Genomic DNA, 25,326 nt, shown 5'->3' with positions numbered 1-25,326 from the left:
CCTAAGTTTTTTGACTTTCACGTATTTTCCGGCATTACCGAAAACGAAACTGACTAGAATCCTCTTAATTTAAATACATATGAAAAATATTACGGACATCAACGGAACATTTAAGCTGCACAACGGTGTAGAAATGCCCTATCTAGGCCTTGGCACCTATCAAGCCGATAACGACGACGAGGTGGTCGAAGCGGTGCTACATGCATTGGAAACCGGCTATCGGCATATCGATACCGCGGCGGTCTATCACAACGAAAAGGGCGTTGGAAAAGCCATCTCCCAAAGTAATGTCGCGCGTGATGACATTTTTGTGACCAGCAAGGTATGGAATTCCGATCAGGGCTATGAAAGCTCCCTGAAAGCATTCGATGCCAGCATGGACCGATTGGGGTTGGATTACCTCGACCTCTATTTGATTCACTGGCCGGTCGAGGGAAAGTACAAGGATACATGGCGGGCCCTTGAAAAATTATATAAGGATAAGCGGGTCCGGGCCATTGGGGTCAGTAATTTTTTACAACACCATCTTGAAGATGTGCTAAAAGTGGCACAAACCGCCCCAATGGTCAACCAAATGGAATTCCATCCGTATTTGGTACAGCAGGAGCTTATCGATTTCTGTGACACCGAAAACATTCAGTATGAATCTTGGTCTCCTTTTATGCAGGGCGAATTGTTCGATTTGGATATTACCTCGGACTTAGAGGAAAAATACGGAAAATCGTCCGCCCAGATCATCCTGCGATGGAATTTGCAAAAAGGAGTGGTGGCGATTCCGAAGTCCGTTCACAAAAACCGTATCGAACAAAACGCCGACATCTTCGATTTTGAGCTCTCGAAAGAGGATATGTTGTATCTGAATGGACTGGACCGTCACCATCGTACCGGTGCCGATCCGGATAATTTCGATCTTTAGGTGGTTGGACGGGGTATTACTTTTAAAAATCTTCCCCAGCCCAGGGCACAACGATGGCATCCGTAAATGGCAGATGATTTTTGAGACCGTTTTGAATGAACTGTAAAATTATGATCACGCCATTAAAAACAGTCTTTCACGTGAACAATGCCTTGAGCTCGGTAGCCTCTTGCGGGTTCATCTTGCCCGCTAGCACCAAGCTCAATTGCTTTCGCCGTAGTGCACCTACATAGCGTTGCTTTTCCTGTTCGTTTTCCGGTTCGAGGGGTGGCACTTCGGTGGGCCTGCCGTTTTCGTCAACCGCAACAAAGGTATATATAGCCTCGTTGGCCTTGGAACGTTCGCCGCTAAAGCGATCTTCCATCCACACATCGATATAGACCTCCATCGAGGTTCGGAATGCCCTTGACACTACCGCTTCCACCGTTAGCACACTACCTACGGGCACCGATTCGTTAAAGGCCACGTGGTTGACGGAGGCGGTGACCGTAATCCTCCGGCTATGCCGGCGGGCAGCGATACTCGCGGCACGATCCATTCGCGCCAACAGTTCGCCCCCGAACAAGTTGTTGATGGGATTGGTCTCGCTGGGGAGCACCATATCGGTCATTACAGTCCGGGATTCACTGGGTCTTTTAGCTTGCATAGCTGATTGTTTTCCGCAAATATACTTAACTCACCTCCGAAAGTAAGTACCTTTTTATTTCCCGAAGCTCCGCGACCCTTAATTTTTGTAGTTTTGGGTATGCGCCCATCCCTTAGAAATATTCCCTCAAAACTTCCGAACGTAAAGACCACCATTTTTACGACCGTCGGCAATCTCGCCCGAAAACATGGTGCCTTGGACCTGTCGCAGGGCTTTCCGAACTTTGAGGTAGACACCCACCTGATGAAGCTGGTCACAAAAGCCATGCAGGAAGGCCACAACCAATACGCCCCGATGCAAGGCTATTACCGATTGCGGGAAATCATTTCTCAAAAAATCGAAAAACTCCACGGACCGCGCTACCATCCCGAAAGCGAAATCACGATAACCGTCGGGGCGACTCAGGCCATCTATACGGCCATTACGGCCTTCGTGCATCCTGGTGACGAGGTCATCGTATTGAAACCCGCCTATGATTGCTACGAACCGGCCATAAAAAGCAATGGTGGCATTCCCGTGCCGTTACAGCTGGATGCCGACGGCTATCAAGTAGATTGGGATGCATTCCGAAACAAAATCACGCCCAAGACGCGCATGGTTGTTATCAATTCACCCCACAATCCCAGCGGAAGGATTTTTTCGAAGGATGATATGTTGCAATTACAGGATATACTTCGCCCGACTGATATTATCTTGGTTAGCGACGAAGTTTATGAACACATCGTGTTCGATGGCAAGGAGCATCAAAGCGCCTCCCGCTTCGCCGACCTGGCCTCCCGGAGTTTTGTCTGTGCCTCATTCGGAAAAACCTTTCACGTCACCGGATGGAAAATAGGCTACTGCGTCGCTCCTGCCGCACTTATGCACGAATTCCGACAAATACACCAGTTCGCCGTGTTCTGTGTCGACCACCCTGTACAGCGGGCCTTGGCCGAATATCTGTCCGACGAACGGCGTTATCTGGACCTCAACGCCTTCTACCAACAAAAACGGGATTTCTTTTTAGAGGGATTGAAGGATTCCAAGTTCAAGTTCACCCGGTCCCAAGGCACTTATTTTCAATTGTTGGATTATACGGCGATGGCCGATGAGGCCGATGAAGCTCTGGCTGAACGTTTGATCGTTGACCACAAGCTGGCCAGTATTCCCATTTCTTCCTTTAATGTAAACCATCGTGACGACAAGGTGTTGCGTTTCTGTTTCGCGAAAAAACAGGAAACACTGGAACAAGCGACCGAAATTTTGAGGAGATTGTAGTGATTCGTAGATGCTGGGAACAAGGTCGTTTCATACAATCCTATCGCCCTAAGGTGTAGTCCTGTCAAAGTTCTTGATCAATACGCTATGCCGACGAATACCGAATAAATCGGTCGAATCGGCCACAATGTTTAAAACCGTCCGGCAAAAGAGATGATGACAATGTGCTGGTCAGTGTTGGTTTACATAATCGTTTCACTTCAACGCAGCGTGCACTTTTTCTACAAACTCCCCTATCTGGTCGGGTTCCAGCCAGCGCGTCACGATAACAAGGTCGTTTTCCCCATCAATAACTATAAAATTACCGCCGAAACCGGCCGCGTAATAAATGTCTTCAGAAAGTCCGTCCCAATGGCGGTCGCCTTTTTTGTTCAACCACCACATATACCCGTAGTTCACATTAGGTTTGGAAGGTTCAAGGGCGGCTTGAATCCAAGAACTACTGACGATCTGTTCGCTTTTCCACCTGCCCTTGTTTAAAAACAACAGCCCGAATCGTGCCATGTCTTCGGTGTTGATAAAGATTCCCGCGCCGGAATGCCCTCCTCCCGTAACCGATTTCATCCGTAGTCCGTCAATTTCCGTCCAGGCATGTTCGTAACCGTGCCAACGCCACGTGGTAGAAGCGCCGATTTTCTCCATCAAATTTTCTTTGAGGACCACGGGCAGCGGTTTGCGCCAGACATGGGTCAAGGCATAGGCCAGCACATTGACGCGCACGTCATTATACTCCATGACAGTGCCCGGTTGGTTCAACTTTCGGAATTTCCAATCATCGATTCCGCCCTCCCTGGGCGGTCTGTCGGCCCAGTCTTTCCCGCCCCAAAGTTCACCGGACCAGTCGGAGTTTTGCTGTAGTAGATGTTCCCAAGTGATTTTGCTGTTGTGTTCCCCACCAAAGGTACCGTCCCAAATATAATTGACCACCCTGTCGCCGGTGTCGGCGATCAGGTTTTGGTCGACCGCGAGACCGGCAACGGTGGATAGAAAACTCTTGGTGACGCTAAAGGTCATATCGACCCGTTTTGTATCGCCCCATTGGGCAATAACGTATCCATTCTTTAGGATAATTCCCGCAGGTCCACCGCGCTTTTTGGTCGGACCCAAAATCTCGTGGAAAGGCTCCCTTTCAAATCCCTTTACAATGGCGATCCGTAGGTCACGGGAGCCAGAATATTCATTGGTCTCGGCAAATCTTACGGCATTCTCAAGCGCTTCAGCATCGATTTTAAAATCTCCCGGAGGCCGCTGCTCCCAGTCGGCATTTCTTTGAGGAAAATAAAAGGTTTGGGCAACGGCCGTAATTGAGCCAAGTACCAACAGGGTCGCGAATAGTACGGATTTCATTGCGGTCGGAATTTATTCAGAGTCGAAGTTACGCAAATCGACCCGCATCAACCAATCCGTTTGCCGGTCTTTTCCAATGTAGTAGGGATGGGTCCCGAATTTTGTGAAGCCGTGCCTTTGGTAGAATTTGATGGCTCGCGGATTCTTTTCCCAAACGCCCAGCCACAGAAAGGCCATTCGTTTACCAGTTGCGATCTTTTTTGCCTCATCAAGCATCCATTTCCCGATGCGTCGTCCCTGAAAAGCTTGAAGCACATAAATACGCTCCAGCTCCATACTCTCATCGGATTTAATATCGGTCTGGGCCTGGTTTTCGTTTAGTTTGAGGTATCCGACCAACTCGGAACCGCAATAGACAAAATAAAATGTGGTGTCCTGATCCTCGAGTTCTTTCAGCAATCTGTTTCTGTCAAAGGCAAAAGCGAGGTAGGACTTAAAGTCATTGGGATCGTTGTCTTTTTCGAAGGCATCGATAAAGGTGGTCTTAGAAATACGAACAAGTAATTCCAGATCGCTATCAGTACATGGCTGCAGGTGTAAATCCATTTCCTTTCCGTCAAGTCAAAAATAGGTAAAAAGACAGGCTCCACGGATTGTGGACCTAGGGGAAAAGGAGAATTTTAGACTTTGCCCCATGGGTGCAGGCCTAAAAAGGACTGCCGAGCATGGAAAGAGGACAAAAAAAAACGGCCTTTGGGGGAAGGCCGCAATTTTTCAGCGTAAGTTTAAATAGGTTAAGTTCATCTATAGCATAAATAATTTTTTGGTCAGCATGACGATTCCACTGATAAAATCGTTTTTGTACACTTGAATCTCTTCTTGGGGATGGTTCATTTGGGCTTCCATAGTCTTGTAGGTTTAGTTCAGGATCCGATTTGCCTGCCAGCAGGTTTATTATGTCAGGTATTCGATTAATAGCACTGTAAATGTACATCCGTGTCGGAACTAAAGAAAACTATTGTTGTGAAGCGGCCCAATAGTGTTGTGAAAAATGTGAACGGTGCATTTCGTCGATGAACTGCAGGGGCGTAGGCAAGCTGCTATTGAATTTGACCAAAAAACGAAAGGGGACCCCTTCACTATCAGTGGGCTTGACAATTGCCGGGAGGTTTCAGGATTAAAAACAAAATTCAGGGTCGGGACCTAAGGATTAGAACTTGTATTTTTTAGATTTCCATTTCCGGAATCATATCATCTTCGATCACCAACTTGCCCTCCGTGGCATTCTTAATTTCTTCAACACTAACACCTGGGGCCCGTTCCCTGAGCAGAAATCCTTGTTCGGCAACCTCCAGTACCGCAAGATTGGTGACGATTTTGGTTACGCAGCCCACGCCCGTAAGAGGTAGGGTGCATCTTTTCAACAGTTTTGAGCCGCCGGACCGATTGGTGTGCATCATGGCAACAATAATATTCTCTGCCGAGGCTACCAAATCCATTGCCCCGCCCATTCCTTTCACCATTTTACCGGGAATTTTCCAGTTCGCGATATCGCCATTTTCGGCCACTTCCATAGCACCCAGGATTGTAAGGTCGACGTGCTGGCCCCTGATCATACCAAAGCTAGTGGCCGAATCAAAAAACGAGGCGCCGGGTAGCGCGGTAATGGTCTGTTTCCCTGCGTTGATAAGGTCGGCGTCTTCTTCGCCATCCAAAGGAAATGGCCCCATGCCCAATATTCCGTTCTCACTTTGGAACTCTACATCGATATCGTCGCGCACAAAATTAGCGACCAAGGTCGGAATGCCGATACCGAGGTTAACGTAGTACCCGTCTTTTACTTCCTTTGCGATTCTTTTCGCTATTCCGTTCTTGTCTAACATAATTCGATTTGAAAATTTGAAGATATGTTAATTTGAAAATTTACTTCGCTTGATGGTGTCAATTTTCAAATCAGTCCCGCTTCCGAACCGTTCTTTGTTCAATTCTTTTCTCGTAATCTTTCCCCTCAAAAATGCGTTGTACGAAGATCCCCGGAATATGGATCTGGTTCGGATCCAGTTCCCCGGCAGGGACCAATTCTTCCACCTCGGCTACCGTAATATCCGCAGATCCACACATACAGGGATTGAAGTTCCGCGCAGTGCCCTTGAAGATTAGGTTACCGGCCTCGTCGCCTTTCCAGGCCTTAACGAAAGAGTAATCGGCCTTAAAAGCTTCCTCCAGCACGTACATCTTCCCGTTGAATTCCCGGGTCTCCTTACCTTGGGAAACTTCGGTTCCGTACCCGGCCGGCGTATAGAAGGCGGGAAAACCGCCCTGAGCGGCCTGACATTTTTGGGCCAAGGTGCCCTGTGGGGTCAACTCTACCTCCATTTCCCCATTCAACATTTGACGTTCGAACTCCTTGTTCTCTCCCACATATGATGCAATCATCTTTTTTATCTGATGCTTTTGCAACAGCAGGCCCAAGCCGAAATCATCGACCCCGGCGTTGTTCGAGATACAGGTAATATCCTTAATGTTCAAACGCACCAATTCTGAAATAGCGTTCTCCGGAATACCGCACAATCCGAATCCACCCAGCATAAAGGTCATCCCGTCGCTTACGCCGTTTAGGGCCTCTTGAACATTCTCTACCGTCTTTTTAATCATAATCTTGTAAATTTAATCTCCTACAATAGGACATCGCTTTCTCCTAAAATACGAATTTAAAACGAGAACACGACAAACTCGGGCAGGAACAGAAGGTAAGGTTTTGTCGCTTCGGCCTTTAGTCAAATTGATGGGGCATCCGTGACGAAAGTTGCCCAAATTTATGGAGTTCGACGGAATTTATAAGTGCACTCGTTCAGACTTTCCCTTTTACCTGCAAATTTCATATTTTGCACCCTGATTTGCCTTTTTATCGCAGCGTAGCTATATGCTGCTCAAAAAAGCCTTGATTAGCGCACAAAAGCCTCCCGAAAGCTTTCGGGATCGGATTCGAACAAAAAGTCTAAACGAGTTCGGGATGTGGTTACAAAACAGGCAACTCTTTTCTACAGAATTCATTTTGAGCGGGAAGAGAAAGAAGTTATTACCTTGTTGGATACGAGACAGGATCTCGATAAGCTCAAAAAGCTCCTGGAATAGATAGACAACGCCTATGAACACGTTAGCGGATATAATCGGCCTATCGCGTTTCGAACAATCTGCAAATCAGAAATCCAGATCATCAAGGTCCTCTTCCACATCGGTAGCCTTGGGTTCTTCCTCGGCCTGTTTATCGCAATCGAGGTTAATCGACATATCGTCGGGTTCTTTAAACTCCCCGTCGGAAACCCCCAAATCTTTATTCTCATAGTTGGCCTTCATATAAAGCGCCCAGATCGGCAGGGCCATAGCTGCACCCTGTCCGTAGGTAATCGTCGGAAAATGGATGGACCGATCTTCGCCTCCTACCCATACGCCCGTGACCAGGTTCGGTACCATGCCCATGAACCAGCCATCACTTTGGTTCTGGGTGGTGCCGGTCTTTCCGGCAATGGGGTTGGTGAAATTATAGGGGTAACCCGTGATAATTTCTTTATAGACCGTCGTGTTTTCTTGGGACGAATGCCGTAGACGGGTTCCAGAGCCGCCTTCGGTCACCCCTTCCATCAAATTGATCATGGCGTAAGCTACGTCTTTGCTCAACACGTCGTTGGTCTCCGGCACGTATTCATAGAGCACGGTACCATTTTTATCTTCGATGCGGGTCACCATGACCGGTTTAACATACACCCCTTGATTGGCGAATGTACCATAGGCGCCCACCATTTCATATACGTTAAAATCGGGCGTACCCAAGGCTATGGAAGGCACTTCGGGGATTTCCCGGGTCAATCCCAGGTTTTCGACAATGGACACTACCGAGCGCGGACCCACCCTATCGATTAATTGTGCCGTAATGGTATTGACCGAGTTGGCCAAGCCGTCTTTCAGGGTGTACATGTTTCCTGAATATTGTCCGACAGCATTTTTGGGACACCATGGCTCTGGATTGCCATGCTTCCCGGCCTCGATACAGTATTGGGTATCGGGAAACTTATCGCAGGGCGACAAGCGCAGTTGGTCGATGGCCGCGGCGTAAACGAAAGGCTTAAAGGTAGAACCTGCCTGTCGCGCACCTTGAATAACGTTGTCGTATTGAAAGTGGCGATAATCAATGCCGCCCACCCAGGCCTTGACATGGCCGGTTTGGGGCTCCATGGACATCATGGCGGCCCGGAGAAAGGTCTTGTAATAACGGATGGAATCCATCGGGGTCATGATGGTGTCTTTTTCCCGGGCGTCGCTGTTCCAGTCAAAGACGGTCATTTCGGTTTCCTTGGTAAAGGATTCGCGGATATCCTCCTCAGATTTCCCTTCGGCCTTCATTTTTCTCCAGCGCGGGGAATTTTTCATGGCGCGTTGCATGATCAGTTCGGTTTCGGGCTCGGAAAGTTCCAAAAACGGGGCCGTCGGATTTCGATCGGGCGTGTTCTGATGGAAGAATTCCTCCTGGAGGTTGGCCATATGTTTTTGCACCGCATTCTCCGCATTGGCCTGCATACGTGAATCTACGGTGGTGTAAATCTTTAGGCCATCCAAATAGATATTCCATCGATCACGAGCCCCTTCCACGGCGGGTTTGGGATTTTTGGATATCCACTGGTTCATAAAGCCCTGCAAATACATTCTGAAGTAGGTAGCCAGCCCTTCCTTGTGGGATTCCGGATTATAGCGGATGGCCATTTTCAAATTTTGCAACGAGTCTTTTTCCTGTTCCGTGATGTAGTCGTACTTCGCCATTTGGCCCAACACGGTATTTCTGCGGTTGGTCACCAGTTCTTCCCTTCGTAGGGGATTGTAATAGGATGAGTTTTTAAGCATCCCCACCAAGACCGCGGATTCTTCGGGCTTGAGTTCTTGGGGTTCCTTGCCAAAATAGATTTTTGCCGCCGATCGGATGCCGTCCGCATTGTTGAGAAAATCGTACTGATTGAGGTACATGGCGATTATCTCCTCTTTGGTGTACTGCCTTTCCAAACGCGTGGCGAGCACCCATTCCATCGCTTTTTGCTTGAGGGTCTCAAATTTATTCTTGGACCGTACGCCCACAAAGAGCTGGCGTGCCAGTTGCTGGGTAATCGTACTTGCCCCACCTTTGGTGCCCAAATAACCAACCGCCCGCATTACCCCGAACGCATCTATTCCCGAATGGCCATAAAAACGCGCATCCTCCGTAGCAATCAAGGCGTTGACCAGATTGCTGGGAAGGCTATCGAAAGGTACGGGGGTACGGTTGTCGTCCAAATAGAATTTGCCCAGCGTCTTACCGTCTGACGAAATGATTTCTGTGGCCAGATTGGTCTGGGGGTTCTCGAGGTATTCGTACTCCGGCATCGGACCGAAAACGCCCCATGAAGCGAATGCAAAGAGAAGTACAAAGGACAGGATGCCGACACCGAACAGTATCCAAAACCATTTGATGAATTTAAAGAATCCCTTATTCTTTTTCTTTTTAGCGGCTTTCTTTGCCATTATGGAGGAAATTACTGATTATTTAAAAAGTGTGCTTCAAAACAAATGCCGAACCTAGGCTGGGGGCTCAAAAAATTTTAAAACATCTATTCGATAGCGGTTTTTACCGCCCGTTAGGACCGAATTACCCCCAAATACCTCTGCAAAATTTCAACGCAGCTTGCATATGGTTCCCGAGGTATTCTATCGCTTTTAATAACAGGAAATTCAAAACTTTTATTGTATGCCAACGTGCGAATGCAAAAATAGTTTAAAATAGCCAGCATCCCGTCACGATTATCCCGCTGTTTTGAAGGTATGGAAACTCTTGACAGCAGCTGATAGCCCCCGGTAAAAGCCTATTCCCCACTTTTCTCGATTTGGTATCCTACATCGGTAATACCCTGTAAGTTGACGATTCCTTCAACTTTACCGTTTTTTCGCATCGCTTGTGATATCCGTAATTTATATACGCCCGAAGTGGGAAAAACGATGTTTTCTTTGTACCACAATTTGTTTTCCTTCATCCCTCCAAGCCCCTTGCCCAACCAAGTGCCATCGGGTAGCGCCATTTGATACTGAAGGGTATCCTTTAGGGTTTCACCCGTGGGAAACTCCAATTCGGTAATTAGAAACAAGTTGCTGTACGCAAATGTGGCATCGTTGCGAACGTTAATAAACATATCATGTTCTTGAACGGTATCCATTTCAGCAAAGCTGAACGTGATGATGTTCCCTTGGTTCCAGGCTCCGTCGTCGGTAGCTTGATATTCTGATTTCACCAAACTGTCATTGCAGGCGAGCATGACTGCAGCGAAGAATAGAATAAACAATACGTTACGCATTTTTCGGCCTTCTTCTTTTGTTATTTGTCGGTTTTCCTTTGGCGCCCTTTCCTTTAGTGTTGGTACGTGCTTTGCTATCTTTTTGATTTTTATGACCGCTGCCGCGGTTTCCAGAACGCTTTTTCCCCTTATTTCGTTTACGGTTCCGGCTTTTAGATCGCTTAGGGCGGTCAAAACGGGTCAGGCTATCCTGCCCTACTGCATTCTCAAAAACCTTTTCTTCTTGCTTAACGAAGTTGTCAACGGTGTATTCCTCCAAGCTGGCTACTTTTTCCTTCTTTTTGTTCTTTGATAGGATTTCCTTGACCTGTTCCTTGGTCAGCTCGTGCCAGTTTGAAGGATCGTCTCTATACGAGAACCAAAGTATTCCCTTAAAAATATCGGTCTTTTGGCAGAATGCGAGTCCCTTTTCGGTATATATCTTAGTATCGGTGGAAGGGAAATCCTTTAGGGCTTCCAAATAGGTATCCAACTCATAATTTAGACAGCATTTAAGCTTGCCACATTGTCCGGCCAACTTTTGGGGATTCAAGGATAATTGCTGATAACGGGCCGCTGAGGTGGAGACTGACCTAAAGTCGGTCAACCAGGTGGAACAACACAATTCACGGCCGCAAGACCCGATGCCGCCCAGCCGCTGGGCCTCTTGCCGATAACCGATCTGTCGCATCTCGATCCGTATGCCAAAGGCCTTGGCCATGTCCTTGATCAACTGCCTGAAGTCTACCCGCTCTTCGGCCGTGTAATAAAAAGTGGCCTTCGAGCCATCGCCCTGAAACTCCACATCCGAAATCTTCATTTGTAGGTTGAGGATAATGGCAATTTCCCGCGCCCGTTTCTTGATTTCCTCTTCCCTATCCCGGCATTTTTGCCATCTATCGATATCGTTCTGGGATGCCTTTCGGTAGACTTTGGGCATTTCGCCGTTCTTGAAATCGGTCTTTTTCCGTTTCATCTGTACCTTGACAAGCTCCCCCACCAAGGTGACCATGCCCACATCATGTCCCGATTTCGCTTCGGTGGCAACAATATCGCCAATGGAAAGGGAAAGGTTTTCAGTGTTCCTAAAAAATTCTTTTCTACTGTTTTTGAATCGGACCTCAACACAGTCGAACGGCTTGGTACCGTTGGGGAGCGACATGTTCGAAAGCCAATCAAAGACCGTTAACTTATTACAACCATCGGTACCACAAGTTCCGTTGTTCTTGCATCCTCGAGGCTGTCCGTCCTTCCCGGTCGAACAACTACTACAGCTCATATGTTATATCTTGGTCGCAAAATACCGTTCGGTTTTTGCGATATGGTTCTTAATTTACTTGAAAGTAAAGGTAATGAAATTTTGACGCCCTTCGAAAAAGGCCCCGTGGTTCAATTGCTCTTTCGTGGCCGTCCACAAGTTTGGCAAGGCTCAGTACTAGGCCTGAACACATCAAGAGGCTACTCAAACTTTGATCGATCGCAACCCAATGGCCAAAAAAAATAGGTTTTTCTGTTTCGAGACCTAAACCCACGTAGGGGCAAATTGGCTTCCTACGATTTAAATTTCAACACCGGCGAACGTCCTTTCTTGAAAATCTTATTGCTGGCCCCTTTACCCCTCCGCAGTCTTTTTTGCTCCTCGTAGGGTAGGTTATGGATCTCCTTACACCCCTTCGAACAGCAATCGTCCATCTGCCGGGCACAGCTTTCGCACTGGATGAACAGTAAATGGCAGGCTTCATTGGCGCAATTGACATGGGTATCGCAAGGCTTTCCGCATTGGTGGCAATGGGCGATAACGTCATCGGTAATACGTTCACTGCGGCGGTGGTCGAATACGAAATTTTTACCCAAGAACTTGTTTTCAAGCTTCCCTGCTTCCACTTGGCGAGCATAATCAATGATACCGCCCTCAAGTTGGTACACCTGCTTAAAACCTTTATACTTGTAATAGGCGCTCGCTTTTTCACATCGGATACCGCCGGTACAGTACATCACCAGTTTTTTATCCTCCTTATGATCGGCCAAGTCGTTTTCAATACTATCCAACGAATCACGAAACGTGTCTACATCGGGGGTGATGGCATTCTTAAAATGTCCGATTTCGCTTTCGTAGTGGTTGCGCATATCGACCAAGATAGTCTCGGGGTCGTCGATCAGCGCGTTAAAGGCTTCGGCGTTCACATGGACTCCCTTGTCGGTAACATCGAAGCTGGCATCGTTCAGCCCGTCCGCTACGATTTTTTTACGCACTTTCACCTTCAATTTCAAAAAAGACAGATTGTCTTGTTCAATAGCGATGTTCAACCGTACGCCTTCCAAAAAAGATATACTATCCAAATGGTCCTTAAATGCCTCGAAGTTGTCGGCGGGGACGGATAATTGAGCGTTGATACCCTCGTGGGCGACATAGATACGTCCGAGCACATCGAGCTCGTTCCATCGGACAAAAAGATGGTTCCGGAATAGTCTTGGATTTCCAATGTGTGCGTATTTATAGAAAGAGATAGTCAGACGTTCCTGCCCCGCTTCGCCGATCAAAGCGGCTCTTTCCTTCGCACTTAGGGTATTGTACAGTTGCATGCTATACCAATAGTTAAGTTTGAAGAATTATTTTGGCTGCAAAGATAAGGGAATCCCCGGATTTTTGGATAGGAAGGAAGTATCCTAACGTGACTATCGTGGTTTTGAACGAAATGACGGACAGAAATTCCATCCGAAGAGTAAGAAATGCAAAAAGAAATGGTAAATTAGCCATCCTTAAAAAACATGCTTCCAAGCATCCACTTTCAATTAAAATGAAGTCTCAAAAGCACGTATCAACCATAGCTTTTGAGCTGTAATTTAAACCACTCCAATATGAGCTCCGACAAAGAAAAAGATGCAAAACTAAAAGCCCTTAAACTGACCCTTGACAAATTGGACAAAACCTACGGCAAGGGCGCCGTGATGAAAATGGGCGACAGCGTGGTAGAAGATGTCGATTCGATACCGTCCGGTTCTTTAGGACTGGATATTGCGTTAGGGGTGGGCGGCTATCCCCGTGGACGCGTCGTCGAAATATACGGTCCGGAATCTTCGGGAAAGACGACCTTGACCCTGCACGCGATGGCAGAAGCGCAAAAGGCCGGCGGCATTGCCGCTTTTATAGATGCGGAACACGCTTTCGACCGTTTTTATGCGGAGAAACTCGGCGTCGATATCGACAATCTTATCATATCCCAGCCCGACAACGGGGAACAGGCCCTTGAAATCGCCGACAATCTGATCCGTTCGGGCGCCATCGATATCGTAGTAGTCGATTCCGTAGCCGCCCTGACCCCGAAAAGCGAGATCGAAGGCGAGATGGGCGACTCAAAGATGGGCTTGCACGCCCGGTTGATGTCCCAAGCCCTGAGAAAACTTACCGGCTCGATCAGTAAAACCAAGTGTACGGTTATATTTATCAACCAATTGCGGGAAAAAATAGGTGTGATGTTCGGAAATCCCGAGACCACCACCGGCGGCAATGCCCTCAAATTCTATTGTTCGGTGCGGTTGGATATTCGCCGCTCGACCCAGATCAAGGATACCGATGGCAACGTCAAAGGGAACAAGACCCGGGTCAAGGTCGTCAAGAACAAGGTGGCGCCCCCTTTCAGGACAGCGGAATTCGATATCATGTACGGGGAAGGCATCTCTAAAGTCGGAGAGGTCATCGACCTCGGGGTGGAGTATGAAATTGTCAAAAAAAGCGGCTCGTGGTTCAGCTACGGAGATACAAAGCTCGGACAGGGCAGGGACGCCGTCAAACGCCTTTTACTTGACAATCCCGAGCTCCTAGAGGAACTCGACGACAAGATTCGCGATGCCATTGGGGCGTTGAACGACTGATCCGCTCACGGCTAGCAGACATAAAGCCAGTGAGCGATAAAATTTCAGGCTCAGCCGCTACGGAGCCAAAACACGACGTAGGACTGAAAGATATATAGGACAAGGAACTAAAAGGCTGTGAAAACAGTCGGCTTTGTGAAAAAATTAAAGGTCTTACCTCCTAAGTCCTACAGTCTTATCTCCTTTTTTACTTCTTGGTAAGAATGCAGGCAAGCATCTTTTAAAATTAGGCACAACGCTTTCTGTAGGCATTGTGCCTTTATTATGTTTGACATCCATCCGAACACGTAAAGAGAAAATAGTCCCGCTTTCCACGCAACCGTTCCCAGATTCTTACATCTATTAGACAAGAACCCGTACCACGAGGTGAGTTCGGAGCATTGGCGACCCCGTCAATTGGCTCGAAGGACCGCCCAAAAATTCGGGCAAAACCTTATTTATTTATCAGTAAAAACTAACAGATGAAAAGAGCTTTTTTATTTTTTTTCGTTATCGGCTTGGCGGTACTTGCCGCATCCTGCAGTATCGATGACGATCAGACCAATTTCAAGTACACCACGTTGAAAACGGTCAACGCCAGTTTACCCGATACCTTCGAATTGGGCAGGGTCTATAAAGTCGATGTCAACTTACTGAGACCCGACGACTGCACCTATTCCGAAACCTTCGATGTGAGGCGCTCCTTTACCGACTCGACGAACATTCGAACGGTAGCGGCCATCGGTATCGTATTGGACGAGGGACCCTGTGAAGCGGTAAACGATTCGATCCAAGATTCTTTCCAGTTCGAGGTCATCTATAGCAACCCGTATGTTTTTCAATTTTACACCGGGGACGATGAAAACGGGGAGCCCGAATTCTTGGAAATCGAAGTTCCCGTAAAGCACCGCCGGTAGTTCTCGAACCCACATCGGGATGCGTAGGTCGAATTTAGTTTGGTATTATCTTTGAACTGCGAATCCCGCAGTTAACTTAACTAAGGATTTTGGGTCTCGAAGAACTCATCGAAAGCTGCAAACAAGGCAACAGGAAGGCGCAAGAACGATTGTACCGGGAATTATCCCCGGCCTTGTTCGGTACCTGCCTCAAATATTCGCGCAATCGAACGGAGGCGGAAGATCATCTGCACGACAGCTTTCTATGTATTTTCGATAAAATCGGACAGTTTAAGGCAACGGGGTCCTTCGAAGGATGGGCCAAGCGTATCGCCGTGAACACGATTATGCAGAAATATCGCGAGGAAGGCCGGTTAAAAATTGTTTCCGACAATTTTAAGGACGAGGGCACGAACGGATACGAAAGCACAGGCGAGATCGAGGTGGAATCCCGTTTTTCGCAGCTTAGGCTGGAAACCCTTTTGGGCTATATCCAGGAGCTGCCCCATAAATATCGCTTGACCTTTACGCTTTATGTATTGGACGGATATTCCCATAAAGAAATTGCAGCCTTGTTGGGAACTTCGCCGGGCACTTCAAAATCGAACCTGGCCCGTGCCCGCCTTTGCCTAAAGGAAAAAATCGAGACCGAGCGCAACATCCCGATAATCGGGGTATTGCTATTTATTCTCATGGAGAGCTGTTTATAGCGAAACGTTTAAGCCTTTTACATGGATAAAAAAAACATAGACGATCTCTTTCGGGAAAGGTTGGAGTCCCTCCTGGAGACCCCGGATGAAAGGGTATGGACGGCTATCGAAAATACGCTGGACAAAAAGCGGAAGACTCGTGTGATTCCGATATGGTGGCGATGGAGCGGGGCCGCCGCGGTTCTGGCCATTGCGATATTCGCGTTTTTTATGCTTAGTCCTGCTTCGGATGAAACTCCGATCACCGATTCCGACAATTCAACGACTGAAGATGCAGTACGGGATGGTTTGGATACAGATGGCAAAGAAGAGCGAATGGATGCTTTGAGGGTTCCTGAAGGCAACGAAAACACCGTAGTCGCGAGTCCGGAAGATGAGAGAGAGAAAAATAGCGGAAAGTATTCTATTTCTAATAATCCCGGGGTCCCCGCTCGGGATTCAAAAATATCCAGGAGCGGTGATACCACAAATTCAAAGAACTATTACTTACAAGTTGCACAAGACACAAAACAAGCCGTGGCAACTGGCGGAAATGAAACTCCAAATCAAATTACCGCGGAACCGGATGAATCTAACGCGGATGACGCCGCGTCCCCTGAAAAGAAAACCGATCAGGATTTAGGAGCGACCCCAAATTCCAAAAACCAGCTCGCCTCCAATCGAGCAAATCGCGCTGAAGAGGTCGACGACACGAGAGAAACAGATGCTTCAAGGGCCAATCCTTTAAGAAGGGTTCCTAACAATGGAGACCAAAACAAACTGGCTACATCCGAAAGTGATCGGAGAAAAAGTTTGGAGAAATCCGATAAGGCGATTGCCCTAGGCCTTCCGATGGATAAGGATGACCCTATAAAAGCCAATGATAGCGTTGACGACAATAAAAGGTCCATTTTCGAAGTCCTTGAAGATCGGGAAAAGGTAGAAAAGCTAACCAGCGCATCCCCTAGTCGCTGGTCGGCCGGGCCGAATGTTGCTCCCGTTTACTTTAATGCCTTGGGGGAAGGCTCTCCCATAGACCCCGGTTTTTCGCCGAACGCCAAGTCCGGAAGTACCAATCTGAGCTACGGCCTGTCCATTGCCTACGCCCTTTCTGAAAAATTGAGTGTGCGCTCGGGCCTTCACAAGACCGAGTACGGTTATGACACGAACAACGTAGGGTTTTCGCCGACCTTGGCGGCCTCTTCCAACGGACGCTTACAAAACATCGAACGCAGCGGTAGCTTAGAAACCCTTGCTGCGAACAGTCCGATCGCCAATTCAGATGTCACTGAGAATTTCGCTCCCGAGTTCAGTACAATGGACGAGTTTCAAGAGGGTAGGATTGCCCAACGCTTCGGCTATCTTGAAGTGCCATTGGAACTCGACTACGCCCTATTACAGCGTCAATTTGGCATCCATCTGGTCGGCGGGATTAGTTCGTTGTTCCTCATCGACAACAACGTTACCCTTAGCTCGGGGGCGCTGACAACGGCAATCGGGGAAGCCCGCAACCTGAACGATATAAATTTCAGTGTCAACGTCGGCTTCGGGGTCAACTACCGGTTTACGCCAAATGTACAACTGAACATTGAGCCGATTTTTAAGTATCAGCTGAACACCTTTTCGAATGTATCGGGCGATTTTCGTCCTTTTTCGATCGGGGTTTATAGCGGGCTTAATTTTAGGTTTTAATGGCTAATGGCCTGCAAACAAAATCTAATTCTCCTTTAAGGGCTTGTGCTCAGAGCAAGGAACTTAAAAGTCGCCTTTTTTCATCAACTCCTCTAGAATAACCTCCCTAACATCTTCCCTAAGCTTGCCCTTATCCTCTTCGCCCAAAAGTTCCGTTTCAAAAAAATGGTGGACTCTGGCCCGTACCTTTCCCGGACCGCCGCTTAGAAATGTAAACGAAAAGCGTTTTTTGTTGTCGAGAAAGCTCATCGGCACCACGGGAATGTTATGGGCGATGGCCATCTTAAAGGCACCGTCCTTAAATTCGTCGAGTAAAACGGACTCGTCGTCGGGCACCCCGCCTTCGGGGAAAATGCAAATGCTCAGGCCCTGGTTCAGTCGTCTTTGGGCCCGCCGGTATACACCCGTCCTACTTCTGGTATCCTCCCGGTCCACCATGATACAGACACGCTTATAGAAAAACCCGAAAAGGGGAATGGAGACCAGCTCCTTCTTTCCCACGAATACAAAGGGATTTTTGCTGATGTAGAGCATCAACATAATATCGAGCATGCTGGTATGGTTGGCCACCAGCATATAGCTTTTTCCGCGTTGCATCCGCTGTTCCCATTCGACCTTTGGCGGGCAGCCCATCCCATATAAAATAGGGATGGCCCACAGATTGCGCGCCAACCAAAAGAAACGCGGATACCATTTCTCGGAAAGTGTAGTCACCAACAACAACGGGAAGAAAACCAGGATGGGCACGGCCACCAGAACGTAGAACCAAATACGATATAGGGTGTAGCCTATTTTTTTAAGAAGGGAAAGCATCCTTCAAAAGTAATAATTTTAAGGAGTACGCCCGATTTCATTATCTTTGCGCTTCCATTTTGGCAGAACCTCGACCATTAGGATTGTAATGGGTATGGCCCTGTCCGATGGGCAGATGACCTTACGACCTTGGCCTCTCCCTTTGTGGCCTAAATCGGTGCGGACACTGCCGGAATCTTTAATGTTTTTATAAGGAATGGCAAGAATATTAACAGGCATACAGAGTACGGGCACCCCGCATTTGGGCAATATTTTGGGCGCGATAAAACCGGCCATCGAAATGGCGCAGGACCCAAACAACGAATCCTTTCTTTTTATTGCGGATATGCATTCGTTGACCCAAATAAAAAATGCCGATTTACTGCGGCAGAATACCTATTCGATTGCGGCTACATGGCTGGCTTTCGGCCTCGATATCGATCAGAGCGTTTTCTATCGCCAGAGCGATGTGCCCCAGACTACGGAGCTTACCTGGTACTTGAGCTGCTTTTTCCCCTATCAGCGCCTGACCCTAGCCCATTCCTTTAAGGACAAGGCCGATCGTTTGGAGGATGTCAATGCTGGCCTCTTTAACTATCCTATGCTGATGGCGGCGGATATACTCCTGTACGACGCCAATATCGTGCCCGTAGGTAAAGATCAGCTGCAACATATCGAAATGACCCGGGACGTGGCCTCCCGTTTCCACGCCCAGATGGGCGAGACCTTCGTACTTCCCGAAGGCAAGGTTCAGGAACAGGCCATGTACATTCCCGGTACCGACGGCAAAAAGATGAGCAAAAGCAGGGGCAACCTCATCAACCTTTTTCAGAGGGACAAACAGTTGCGCAAACAGATTATGGGGATACAGACTGATAGCACCCCCATGGAAGATCCAAAAGATCCGACGAACGACACTATCTTCGCGCTTTACAAACTTTTAGGCTCGGTGGAGCAAATCGAGGAAATGAGCGCCAATTATCTGGCCGGAAACTACGGATACGGCCACGCCAAACAAGCGCTGTACGAGCTTATACTCCAGAGGTTCGACGATGCCCGGGAAAAGTACGATTACTACATCAACCATCTGGATGAGGTCGACGAAGCACTCGCCGTGGGAGCGGCAAAAGCCCGGAAAGTCGCGGACGATGTTTTGGAAAGGGTAAGGACGAAACTGGGATATTAATTGAAGCATAAACCTTATAAGATCAGAGCGGCTTCTGCCGTTTTAACTTGGGTTTAGGTCCTTATCCTATCCATTTCCTTAACTTGTGGAGCAAAATGGACGTTTCTGACCAAATGACAAAAGGAATAGGGAACAATGGTAACCAGCTGCCAAAAATCAAGATTGGACAATCCGCCGAGGCAGGGTCCCGCCCAATACCGTCCAATCCGATAAGGATAGGGTAGGAATCGAGTTTTCAAGGGAAGAAAACCTAAAAGGACATGGGAGCAATCGGTTTGCCGACCTTCTGACGAATTTTCCGAAACATAACGCAGAAGAATTGCAGCAAATAAAATCTTAACGATAATGGCAAATAATTATTACGACGCAGCAGATCTGCGGAAATTTGGAAAGATTACGGAATGGAGCGAAGAGCTTGGCGAAAAGTTTTTCGACTACTACGGAAAGGTCTTCGAGGAAGGGGCCCTGTCCGCCCGTGAGAAATCCCTGATTGCCCTAGCCGTCTCCCACGTGGTCAAATGCCCCTATTGTATCGATGCATATACCAAAGACGGACTCGAAAAAGGCATCACGAAAGAAGAAATGATGGAAGCCGTTCACGCCGGGGCGGCCATAGAAAGTGGGGCGACCTTGGTGCACGGGGTGCAGATGATGAACAAGTATAACAAGCTTTCCATGTAAGTCGAGAGGTAAAAACACTGGGGCCTAATCAGAATTTCTGGTTCGGCCGCCAGGAAAACATCCTCTTTAAACAGAGAGCTCACGAAGTTTGCGGTCGAAAACTCCATCGAGGCCACTATAATAGGGTAGAAAAAGTATGGAAATCGCGCCTGCCCATCCCTCGAAATTTTAATTTTTACAAAACAAATGGCTACAAAATCGCTAAAGGCAAGACATAACAGGCTTGCGGAGAACAATACCCAGCTCGATATTTTGAACGGAGGTGTCTTCGCCGATGGGGAACTGCCATATTTTAAAGATAAAATCGAAAACATCGGCAAATTTCCGCTTCGGCCGAAGAAATTGGAAATCCTACAGATCAACGTCGGGTATATGTGCAACCAGGTATGTGCGCACTGCCATGTTGATGCCGGCCCCGACCGGAAAGAAATTATGACCCGGGAGACCATGCGGCAATGCCTTGAAGTCATCAAGAACACGGGGGCACACACCTTGGACCTCACCGGGGGGGCACCCGAAATGAATCCTGATTTTCGTTGGTTCGTCGAAGAAGCCGCCCAAGCCGGTATTGAGGACTTCATCATCCGCTCCAATCTGACTATTATCCGGGCCAACAAAAAATACTACGACCTCCCGGAATTTTTCAAAAAGCACAACGTTCACGTCATCTCGTCCATGCCGCATTACACCCGCGGGAAAACGGACAAACAACGTGGAAACGGGGTCTTCGATAAATCCATCACCGCCCTGCAAGATTTGAACGCGGTCGGATACGGCATGCCCGATAGTAGCCTGCGGCTGGATTTGGTCTACAATCCCTCCGGGGCCTACCTTCCCGGGAATCAAACGGCTATGGAGCGGGACTTTAAAAAAGCCCTGATAGAAGATTTCGACATCCGTTTTCACAATCTCTTCGCTATCACGAACCTGCCCATCGCCCGTTTTTTGGACTATCTCATCGCCTCGGAGAATTATGAGGACTATATGTATGCCCTAGTGGAAGCCTATAATCCCGCAGCGGTCGAGAACCTGATGTGCACGAATACCATTTCCGTAGGTTGGGACGGCTGGCTCTACGATTGCGATTTCAACCAAATGCTCGATCTAAAGGTGGCCAGTAAGGTCAAACATATCAAGGATTACAATGAAGATGTGCTCAACGATAGAAACATCGTCGTTTCGCAACATTGCTACGGCTGTACGGCCGGGGCCGGAAGCAGTTGTCAGGGGTCGGTAACGGAGTAAGGGTGGGCAGACTGCAGAACAGCGGTACTATTCCGTTCCTATCTTGGCCAACCGATATATGTCCCACAGCTCGCGCTCCATCATCGAACCGGTAATACATCCTTGAACCGACGATTTAGTCGGTGTTCTACATCCTACCAAAGACGAAGTATGGAGGATACTGCGATACAGCGAAAAAATCCGCAGCACATCTTTCCTTTTAAATAAACCCATCACTTGCCGGTTCTATAAATAAGACCCTTAGGTCGGTTCACCATTAAAATGCAATAGTATGGAAAAGAGTCTCAAGCGCATGGCCACGATGCAGCGTATGCAAGCCACTGGGCTGGAATTGTTTTACAAAAATGGATATTACAACACCAGTATCGATGATATTCTAAAGGAACTTTCACTTTCAAAAGGGGCGTTTTACTATCATTTCGATTCCAAAGAGGATTTCTTTGTGCAGATTGTCGAGAACCTCTTGATGCGCAAAATGTACAGTCTGCTGATAGAGCCTATCGAGGGCAATGAGAACACTTTAGACCTTTTACTGCAATGCTATGAGGACGCCCTTGAAACTGCCGTGCACAACGAATTGGATTTTGGCTTTGCACTCGGTAATTTTATCAACGAGTTCAACGGTAGGAACGCTACGATTATGAAACATCTAAACGATATACTCAAAGTCTGGGAAGTCAATCTGGTGACCGCTATACAGCGCGGAAAATTCAACGGCTATATCGACAGGCATGTCGATAGCGAAGGAGTTGCCGTTTTTCTGATGAGTTCTTATGTCGGGATACGCACGCTGATGGTGGAAACCGCCCCCAGTGTCCGTAAATACCGCTTTATGTCGCAGGTGCGGACGTACTTCAAGACGATGGAGCCCAAGATGGCTATGGTTTAACCTCTCCATTTTGACAAAATTTGGTTGTACGGTTGCTATAGGATTTCAGGCCGCGCTTAGAAAGACATGACGAGATATCGACCACCGTTAAAAATGACATTCGACGGACATCAGGATTGGGACAACACTTTTTCAATTTTCTTGACGACATCAGGCGGTGTAATCGTTTCCATCGCCTTTTCATAGCCCTCGGGCATATTTTTGCCGTAAATCGAAGTAGGGATAAACGGAAACTTTTTACGATTGGCCAAAAGGGCGTTTTCGGCAGGTTGCCCAAACGGATAAAATCCGGCATAGGGATGGGTCACCCCCCAAATCGTAATGACCGGAATGCCGTACATGGCGGCAAGATGCCCATTGCCACTATCCATGGAAAGCATGGCATCGAGGTTGGAAATCAGGGCCAGTTCTTCGGAAAAGGAAAGCGTTCCGCTGACGTTGATACAGGAAGAAAAGCCGGTGGCCATAGACTCGAGCTGTTGTTTCTCCTGCTGCCCCCCTCCGAAAAGGAAAATTTTATACTTATCGGTATTGTTAAGCTGGTGCACAACTTCCTTCATTAAATGCATGGGATACATCTTTCCTTCAAAAGCAGCGAACGGGGCGATGCCCAACCATTTTTTATTGTGGGGCCCGACGAGTTTCAAGACCTTGTCGGATAATTTTTCTTTATACAAGCAGCTCGCTTTTGACAGATCTACCGGAAAGCCCAGGGCATCTAAAACATCCGCATAGCGTTCATGGGTGGACTTCAAAGCCTTGAAAACCTTATTCTTCGTGGCTGTAAGGGCTTTCTTCTCCCTCCGGCCCTTGGCGATTTGCTCGAAAGGGATACCCCCGAAGTTGAAATAGCGCTTTAAGACCTTACTGCGAAGTACGTTATGCAGGTCCGCAACCAAATCGATGTCGCGATTTTTGAGGTCTTTGTAGAGTGTATGCAGTCCGAATACCCCCTTGTGCCTGCCTTTGGTCTCGGCCTCGAATACTTCAACCTGTTTTAGCTGGGCGAACATCGGCGCAAAAAAGGGTTTGGTAAGTACGGTTATCTCAAGATGGGGATATCGTTGGATAAGTGCCGTTAGCACCGGTACCGTCATGGCGACATCGCCCATGGCGGAGAGCCGGATGACGAGAATGTGGGACCCTCCGCCCTCGCTGGGGTTGGGGCTATTGACGTTATCGGTTTTACCGGGTCTACACATAGATGATAGGCTAACTTCCGCGATTGAGTACCGTCCCCTGATTGAATAGGGACTCCCTTACTTGATGCCGCGCAACACGGGATTCATTTCCTCATCGTTGTACATCTTCATCTGTTTGTAAACCTTCATGTATTTATCCCCGGCCTCGATATCGGATAAAAGCTGATCGATCGCGGCGGAAAGATCTTTACGTTGCTCGAGCAATACCTCGAGCTTTTGATGACATTTTTTGACGTAGTCGGAAGAAGCATCCGTTCGCTCGGCCTCTTCCTTCATATGATAGATCTTTAAGGCCAAAATCGAAAGACGGTCGATGGCCCAGGCCGGGCTCTCCGTATTGATAGTGGCATTGTTCTTAACTTCGACCGTGCGGTATTTTTGGAGGAAATAGCTGTCGATAAACTCCACCAGATCCGTCCGGTCCTGATTGCTGGCATCTATCTTCCGTTTGAGCTTTAAGGCCGCATGGGGCTCAATATCCGGGTCACGGATAATATCCTCATAATGCCATTGCACCGTATCTATCCAATTCTTTCGATAAAGCAATCCGTCGATATCATCCTCTTTGTAAGGGTTGATAAAAGCTTGATCCACGTCGTTTTTGACGTGGTATTTTGTTATACTTTCCTGAAAAATTTTATAGGCAAGAGCACTGAAGTCCATATAATGTCTTTTGTACAAAGTTACCGATAATTATCAAAGGTTCAGTGCCTACTCCATCGCTAGGGAAGGTTTAATGCAAATTATTCAGGAATAAACTAGCTTAGATAAAGCCTTGGAGATTTTCGGTGTACGGACTTATCGTATTGCAATACCCGTCAACAGCATCAAAAAAGGGACAATAATGGCGACAACCAGCGCAATTTCCTTGATATGGGCCCGGCGTATCGATTCGACGTATTTGGTCAAGAATACTACTGCAGGGAAAAAAACGAGCATAACGGGGTACACGTTGTCCGAAAGTTTGAGCAGGTTCACTACCAACCCGATGACGAAAGATAATACGATAAGCCGTATGGTAATCGCCCTGCCAAAATTCGATTTTCCTAATTTTATGAACGCCATTAACCCCGCTAAAGCCGTGACTATAGCAAAGAGAACAAGTTTGGTGCTGTGCCCCCAATATGAAAAATAGGCTAGATCCGGGGAAACATGAAACTCATAGTGTTCGAGCAAAAAATCTTTGTTGCCCGTCAAAATCAAAATACTTTTGGTTATCAGATATACCGTGAAAAGGCCTGCAAGGGGTGCTAGCCAGTTTCTGAAATTTTCGGGCTTGTAAAAGGCAATGGCCGCAAATACCAAGACGAGATACAAAATGGCCCAATCGTAGAACAGACTTGAGACCAGAATCCATATCGTGGCATCGAAAATCTTGAACTTGGTATCGCGCTCAGAACGCATACTGACCAATCGTCTTATGGCCAGCAACAGAAAAAAACTACTCCAAATGGCGTTAGAATCGAGAAGCGTTTCGGGAAAAACTACGATCAAGAGCGCGTAAAAAAGGATGGCAAACGAGTTCGGGCCGGTTACTTTATTCCGTTTTACAATGAAATTGACCAAAAAAATACTGAAAAGCAAGACTCCTAAAACCAAGGTTTTTTGCAGCAATACGTCAGGTGCATACACTCTATCGAACAGAAAAAAATGAACCCCCCAATAGAACATTAACAGGAACGTGAAGACGATTATGAAGTTTATCGGCTTGGTTTTGCCAAAAATGATGGAAATCATATCAACTTT

At 47.6% G+C, this 25,326-nt stretch carries 24 protein-coding genes; 10 read left to right on the top strand and 14 right to left on the bottom strand.

Annotated elements, in window-relative coordinates; genetic code table 11:
• Nucleotides 1-79: 79 nt before the first annotated feature.
• Nucleotides 80-916, top strand: a complete 837-nt coding sequence (locus RQM65_RS09840) for an aldo/keto reductase (protein ID WP_314014593.1) — start codon at nucleotides 80-82, stop codon at nucleotides 914-916.
• 136 nt (nucleotides 917-1,052) lie between these two features.
• Here the strand turns inward: RQM65_RS09840 and RQM65_RS09835 are convergent, their stop codons facing one another.
• Nucleotides 1,053-1,562, bottom strand: a complete 510-nt coding sequence (locus RQM65_RS09835) for an acyl-CoA thioesterase (RefSeq protein ID WP_314014591.1) — start codon at nucleotides 1,560-1,562, stop codon at nucleotides 1,053-1,055.
• Nucleotides 1,563-1,661: 99 nt separating this feature from the next.
• Here RQM65_RS09835 and RQM65_RS09830 point away from each other — a divergent pair, with 99 nt between their 5' ends.
• Complete coding sequence (locus RQM65_RS09830) at nucleotides 1,662-2,819, top strand: methionine aminotransferase (protein WP_314014589.1); 1,158 nt, start codon at nucleotides 1,662-1,664, stop codon at nucleotides 2,817-2,819.
• A gap of 195 nt (nucleotides 2,820-3,014) precedes the next feature.
• Here the strand turns inward: RQM65_RS09830 and RQM65_RS09825 are convergent, their stop codons facing one another.
• The 8 genes from RQM65_RS09825 to trhO form a co-directional block, all read right to left on the bottom strand.
• Nucleotides 3,015-4,166 carry a serine hydrolase domain-containing protein gene (locus tag RQM65_RS09825; protein WP_314014587.1) on the bottom strand — a complete coding sequence of 384 codons (1,152 nt, stop codon included), beginning with the start codon at nucleotides 4,164-4,166 and terminating at the stop codon, nucleotides 3,015-3,017.
• 12 nt (nucleotides 4,167-4,178) lie between these two features.
• On the bottom strand, nucleotides 4,179-4,712 hold the full coding sequence (locus tag RQM65_RS09820; protein ID WP_314014585.1) for a GNAT family N-acetyltransferase: 534 nt from the start codon (nucleotides 4,710-4,712) through the stop codon (nucleotides 4,179-4,181).
• 620 nt (nucleotides 4,713-5,332) lie between these two features.
• Nucleotides 5,333-5,989, bottom strand: coding sequence for a CoA transferase subunit B (locus RQM65_RS09815; RefSeq protein ID WP_314014584.1), 657 nt, complete (start codon nucleotides 5,987-5,989; stop codon nucleotides 5,333-5,335).
• Nucleotides 5,990-6,059: 70 nt separating this feature from the next.
• A complete protein-coding gene (locus RQM65_RS09810; RefSeq protein ID WP_314014582.1) occupies nucleotides 6,060-6,761 on the bottom strand; it encodes a CoA transferase subunit A in 702 nt (233 codons plus the stop codon).
• A gap of 546 nt (nucleotides 6,762-7,307) precedes the next feature.
• The gene (locus tag RQM65_RS09805; RefSeq protein ID WP_314014581.1) at nucleotides 7,308-9,653 is read right to left on the bottom strand and encodes a penicillin-binding protein 1A; all 2,346 of its coding nucleotides are present in this window, start codon (nucleotides 9,651-9,653) and stop codon (nucleotides 7,308-7,310) included.
• Between the two features lie 338 nt (nucleotides 9,654-9,991).
• Complete coding sequence (locus RQM65_RS09800) at nucleotides 9,992-10,477, bottom strand: gliding motility lipoprotein GldH (RefSeq protein WP_314014579.1); 486 nt, start codon at nucleotides 10,475-10,477, stop codon at nucleotides 9,992-9,994.
• Nucleotides 10,470-11,735 (bottom strand): PSP1 domain-containing protein, encoded by a 1,266-nt coding sequence (locus RQM65_RS09795; RefSeq protein WP_314014577.1) that lies wholly within the window; start codon nucleotides 11,733-11,735, stop codon nucleotides 10,470-10,472. The genes RQM65_RS09800 and RQM65_RS09795 overlap by 8 nt, the downstream gene beginning before the upstream one ends.
• Before the next feature lie 272 nt (nucleotides 11,736-12,007).
• Nucleotides 12,008-13,039, bottom strand: coding sequence for an oxygen-dependent tRNA uridine(34) hydroxylase TrhO (gene trhO, locus RQM65_RS09790; protein WP_314014575.1), 1,032 nt, complete (start codon nucleotides 13,037-13,039; stop codon nucleotides 12,008-12,010).
• A gap of 276 nt (nucleotides 13,040-13,315) precedes the next feature.
• On the opposite strand from trhO, the gene recA reads away from it, so the two are divergent.
• The 4 genes from recA (at nucleotide 13,316) to RQM65_RS09770 (ending at nucleotide 17,585) form a co-directional block, all read left to right on the top strand.
• Nucleotides 13,316-14,329 (top strand): recombinase RecA, encoded by a 1,014-nt coding sequence (recA, locus tag RQM65_RS09785; RefSeq protein ID WP_314014573.1) that lies wholly within the window; start codon nucleotides 13,316-13,318, stop codon nucleotides 14,327-14,329.
• A gap of 461 nt (nucleotides 14,330-14,790) precedes the next feature.
• Nucleotides 14,791-15,225 (top strand): hypothetical protein, encoded by a 435-nt coding sequence (locus RQM65_RS09780; protein WP_314014571.1) that lies wholly within the window; start codon nucleotides 14,791-14,793, stop codon nucleotides 15,223-15,225.
• A gap of 89 nt (nucleotides 15,226-15,314) precedes the next feature.
• Nucleotides 15,315-15,914 (top strand): RNA polymerase sigma factor, encoded by a 600-nt coding sequence (locus tag RQM65_RS09775; RefSeq protein WP_314014570.1) that lies wholly within the window; start codon nucleotides 15,315-15,317, stop codon nucleotides 15,912-15,914.
• Nucleotides 15,915-15,935: 21 nt separating this feature from the next.
• The gene (locus tag RQM65_RS09770; protein ID WP_314014569.1) at nucleotides 15,936-17,585 is read left to right on the top strand and encodes an outer membrane beta-barrel protein; all 1,650 of its coding nucleotides are present in this window, start codon (nucleotides 15,936-15,938) and stop codon (nucleotides 17,583-17,585) included.
• A 63-nt stretch (nucleotides 17,586-17,648) separates the two neighbouring features.
• On the opposite strand, the gene RQM65_RS09765 is transcribed toward RQM65_RS09770, so the two are convergent.
• A complete protein-coding gene (locus RQM65_RS09765) occupies nucleotides 17,649-18,398 on the bottom strand; it encodes a lysophospholipid acyltransferase family protein (protein WP_314014567.1) in 750 nt (249 codons plus the stop codon).
• 196 nt (nucleotides 18,399-18,594) lie between these two features.
• Here RQM65_RS09765 and trpS point away from each other — a divergent pair, with 196 nt between their 5' ends.
• The 3 genes from trpS (at nucleotide 18,595) to arsS (ending at nucleotide 21,489) form a co-directional block, all read left to right on the top strand.
• Complete coding sequence (gene trpS / locus RQM65_RS09760; RefSeq protein WP_314014566.1) at nucleotides 18,595-19,563, top strand: tryptophan--tRNA ligase; 969 nt, start codon at nucleotides 18,595-18,597, stop codon at nucleotides 19,561-19,563.
• A 345-nt stretch (nucleotides 19,564-19,908) separates the two neighbouring features.
• The gene (locus RQM65_RS09755) at nucleotides 19,909-20,244 is read left to right on the top strand and encodes an arsenosugar biosynthesis-associated peroxidase-like protein (RefSeq protein ID WP_314014564.1); all 336 of its coding nucleotides are present in this window, start codon (nucleotides 19,909-19,911) and stop codon (nucleotides 20,242-20,244) included.
• A 186-nt stretch (nucleotides 20,245-20,430) separates the two neighbouring features.
• The gene (gene arsS / locus RQM65_RS09750; protein WP_314014562.1) at nucleotides 20,431-21,489 is read left to right on the top strand and encodes an arsenosugar biosynthesis radical SAM (seleno)protein ArsS; all 1,059 of its coding nucleotides are present in this window, start codon (nucleotides 20,431-20,433) and stop codon (nucleotides 21,487-21,489) included.
• A gap of 27 nt (nucleotides 21,490-21,516) precedes the next feature.
• Here arsS and RQM65_RS09745 read toward each other — a convergent pair whose 3' ends face one another.
• Complete coding sequence (locus tag RQM65_RS09745; RefSeq protein WP_314014561.1) at nucleotides 21,517-21,702, bottom strand: hypothetical protein; 186 nt, start codon at nucleotides 21,700-21,702, stop codon at nucleotides 21,517-21,519.
• Between the two features lie 58 nt (nucleotides 21,703-21,760).
• On the opposite strand from RQM65_RS09745, the gene RQM65_RS09740 reads away from it, so the two are divergent.
• Complete coding sequence (locus RQM65_RS09740) at nucleotides 21,761-22,378, top strand: TetR/AcrR family transcriptional regulator (protein WP_314014559.1); 618 nt, start codon at nucleotides 21,761-21,763, stop codon at nucleotides 22,376-22,378.
• Between the two features lie 110 nt (nucleotides 22,379-22,488).
• On the opposite strand, the gene RQM65_RS09735 is transcribed toward RQM65_RS09740, so the two are convergent.
• From RQM65_RS09735 to RQM65_RS09725, 3 genes are all read right to left on the bottom strand, one after another.
• A complete protein-coding gene (locus RQM65_RS09735; RefSeq protein WP_314014558.1) occupies nucleotides 22,489-23,580 on the bottom strand; it encodes a glycosyltransferase family 9 protein in 1,092 nt (363 codons plus the stop codon).
• Between the two features lie 57 nt (nucleotides 23,581-23,637).
• Nucleotides 23,638-24,243, bottom strand: a complete 606-nt coding sequence (locus tag RQM65_RS09730) for a DUF4254 domain-containing protein (protein WP_314014556.1) — start codon at nucleotides 24,241-24,243, stop codon at nucleotides 23,638-23,640.
• Nucleotides 24,244-24,378: 135 nt separating this feature from the next.
• A complete protein-coding gene (locus tag RQM65_RS09725; RefSeq protein WP_314014554.1) occupies nucleotides 24,379-25,317 on the bottom strand; it encodes a DUF6427 family protein in 939 nt (312 codons plus the stop codon).
• Nucleotides 25,318-25,326: the final 9 nt, after the last annotated feature.

Source organism: Pricia mediterranea (assembly GCF_032248455.1).
Classification (GTDB): domain Bacteria; phylum Bacteroidota; class Bacteroidia; order Flavobacteriales; family Flavobacteriaceae; genus Pricia; species Pricia mediterranea.
Note: the sequence above shows the minus strand (reverse complement) of the source record. Positions and strands in the feature narration are given on the sequence as shown.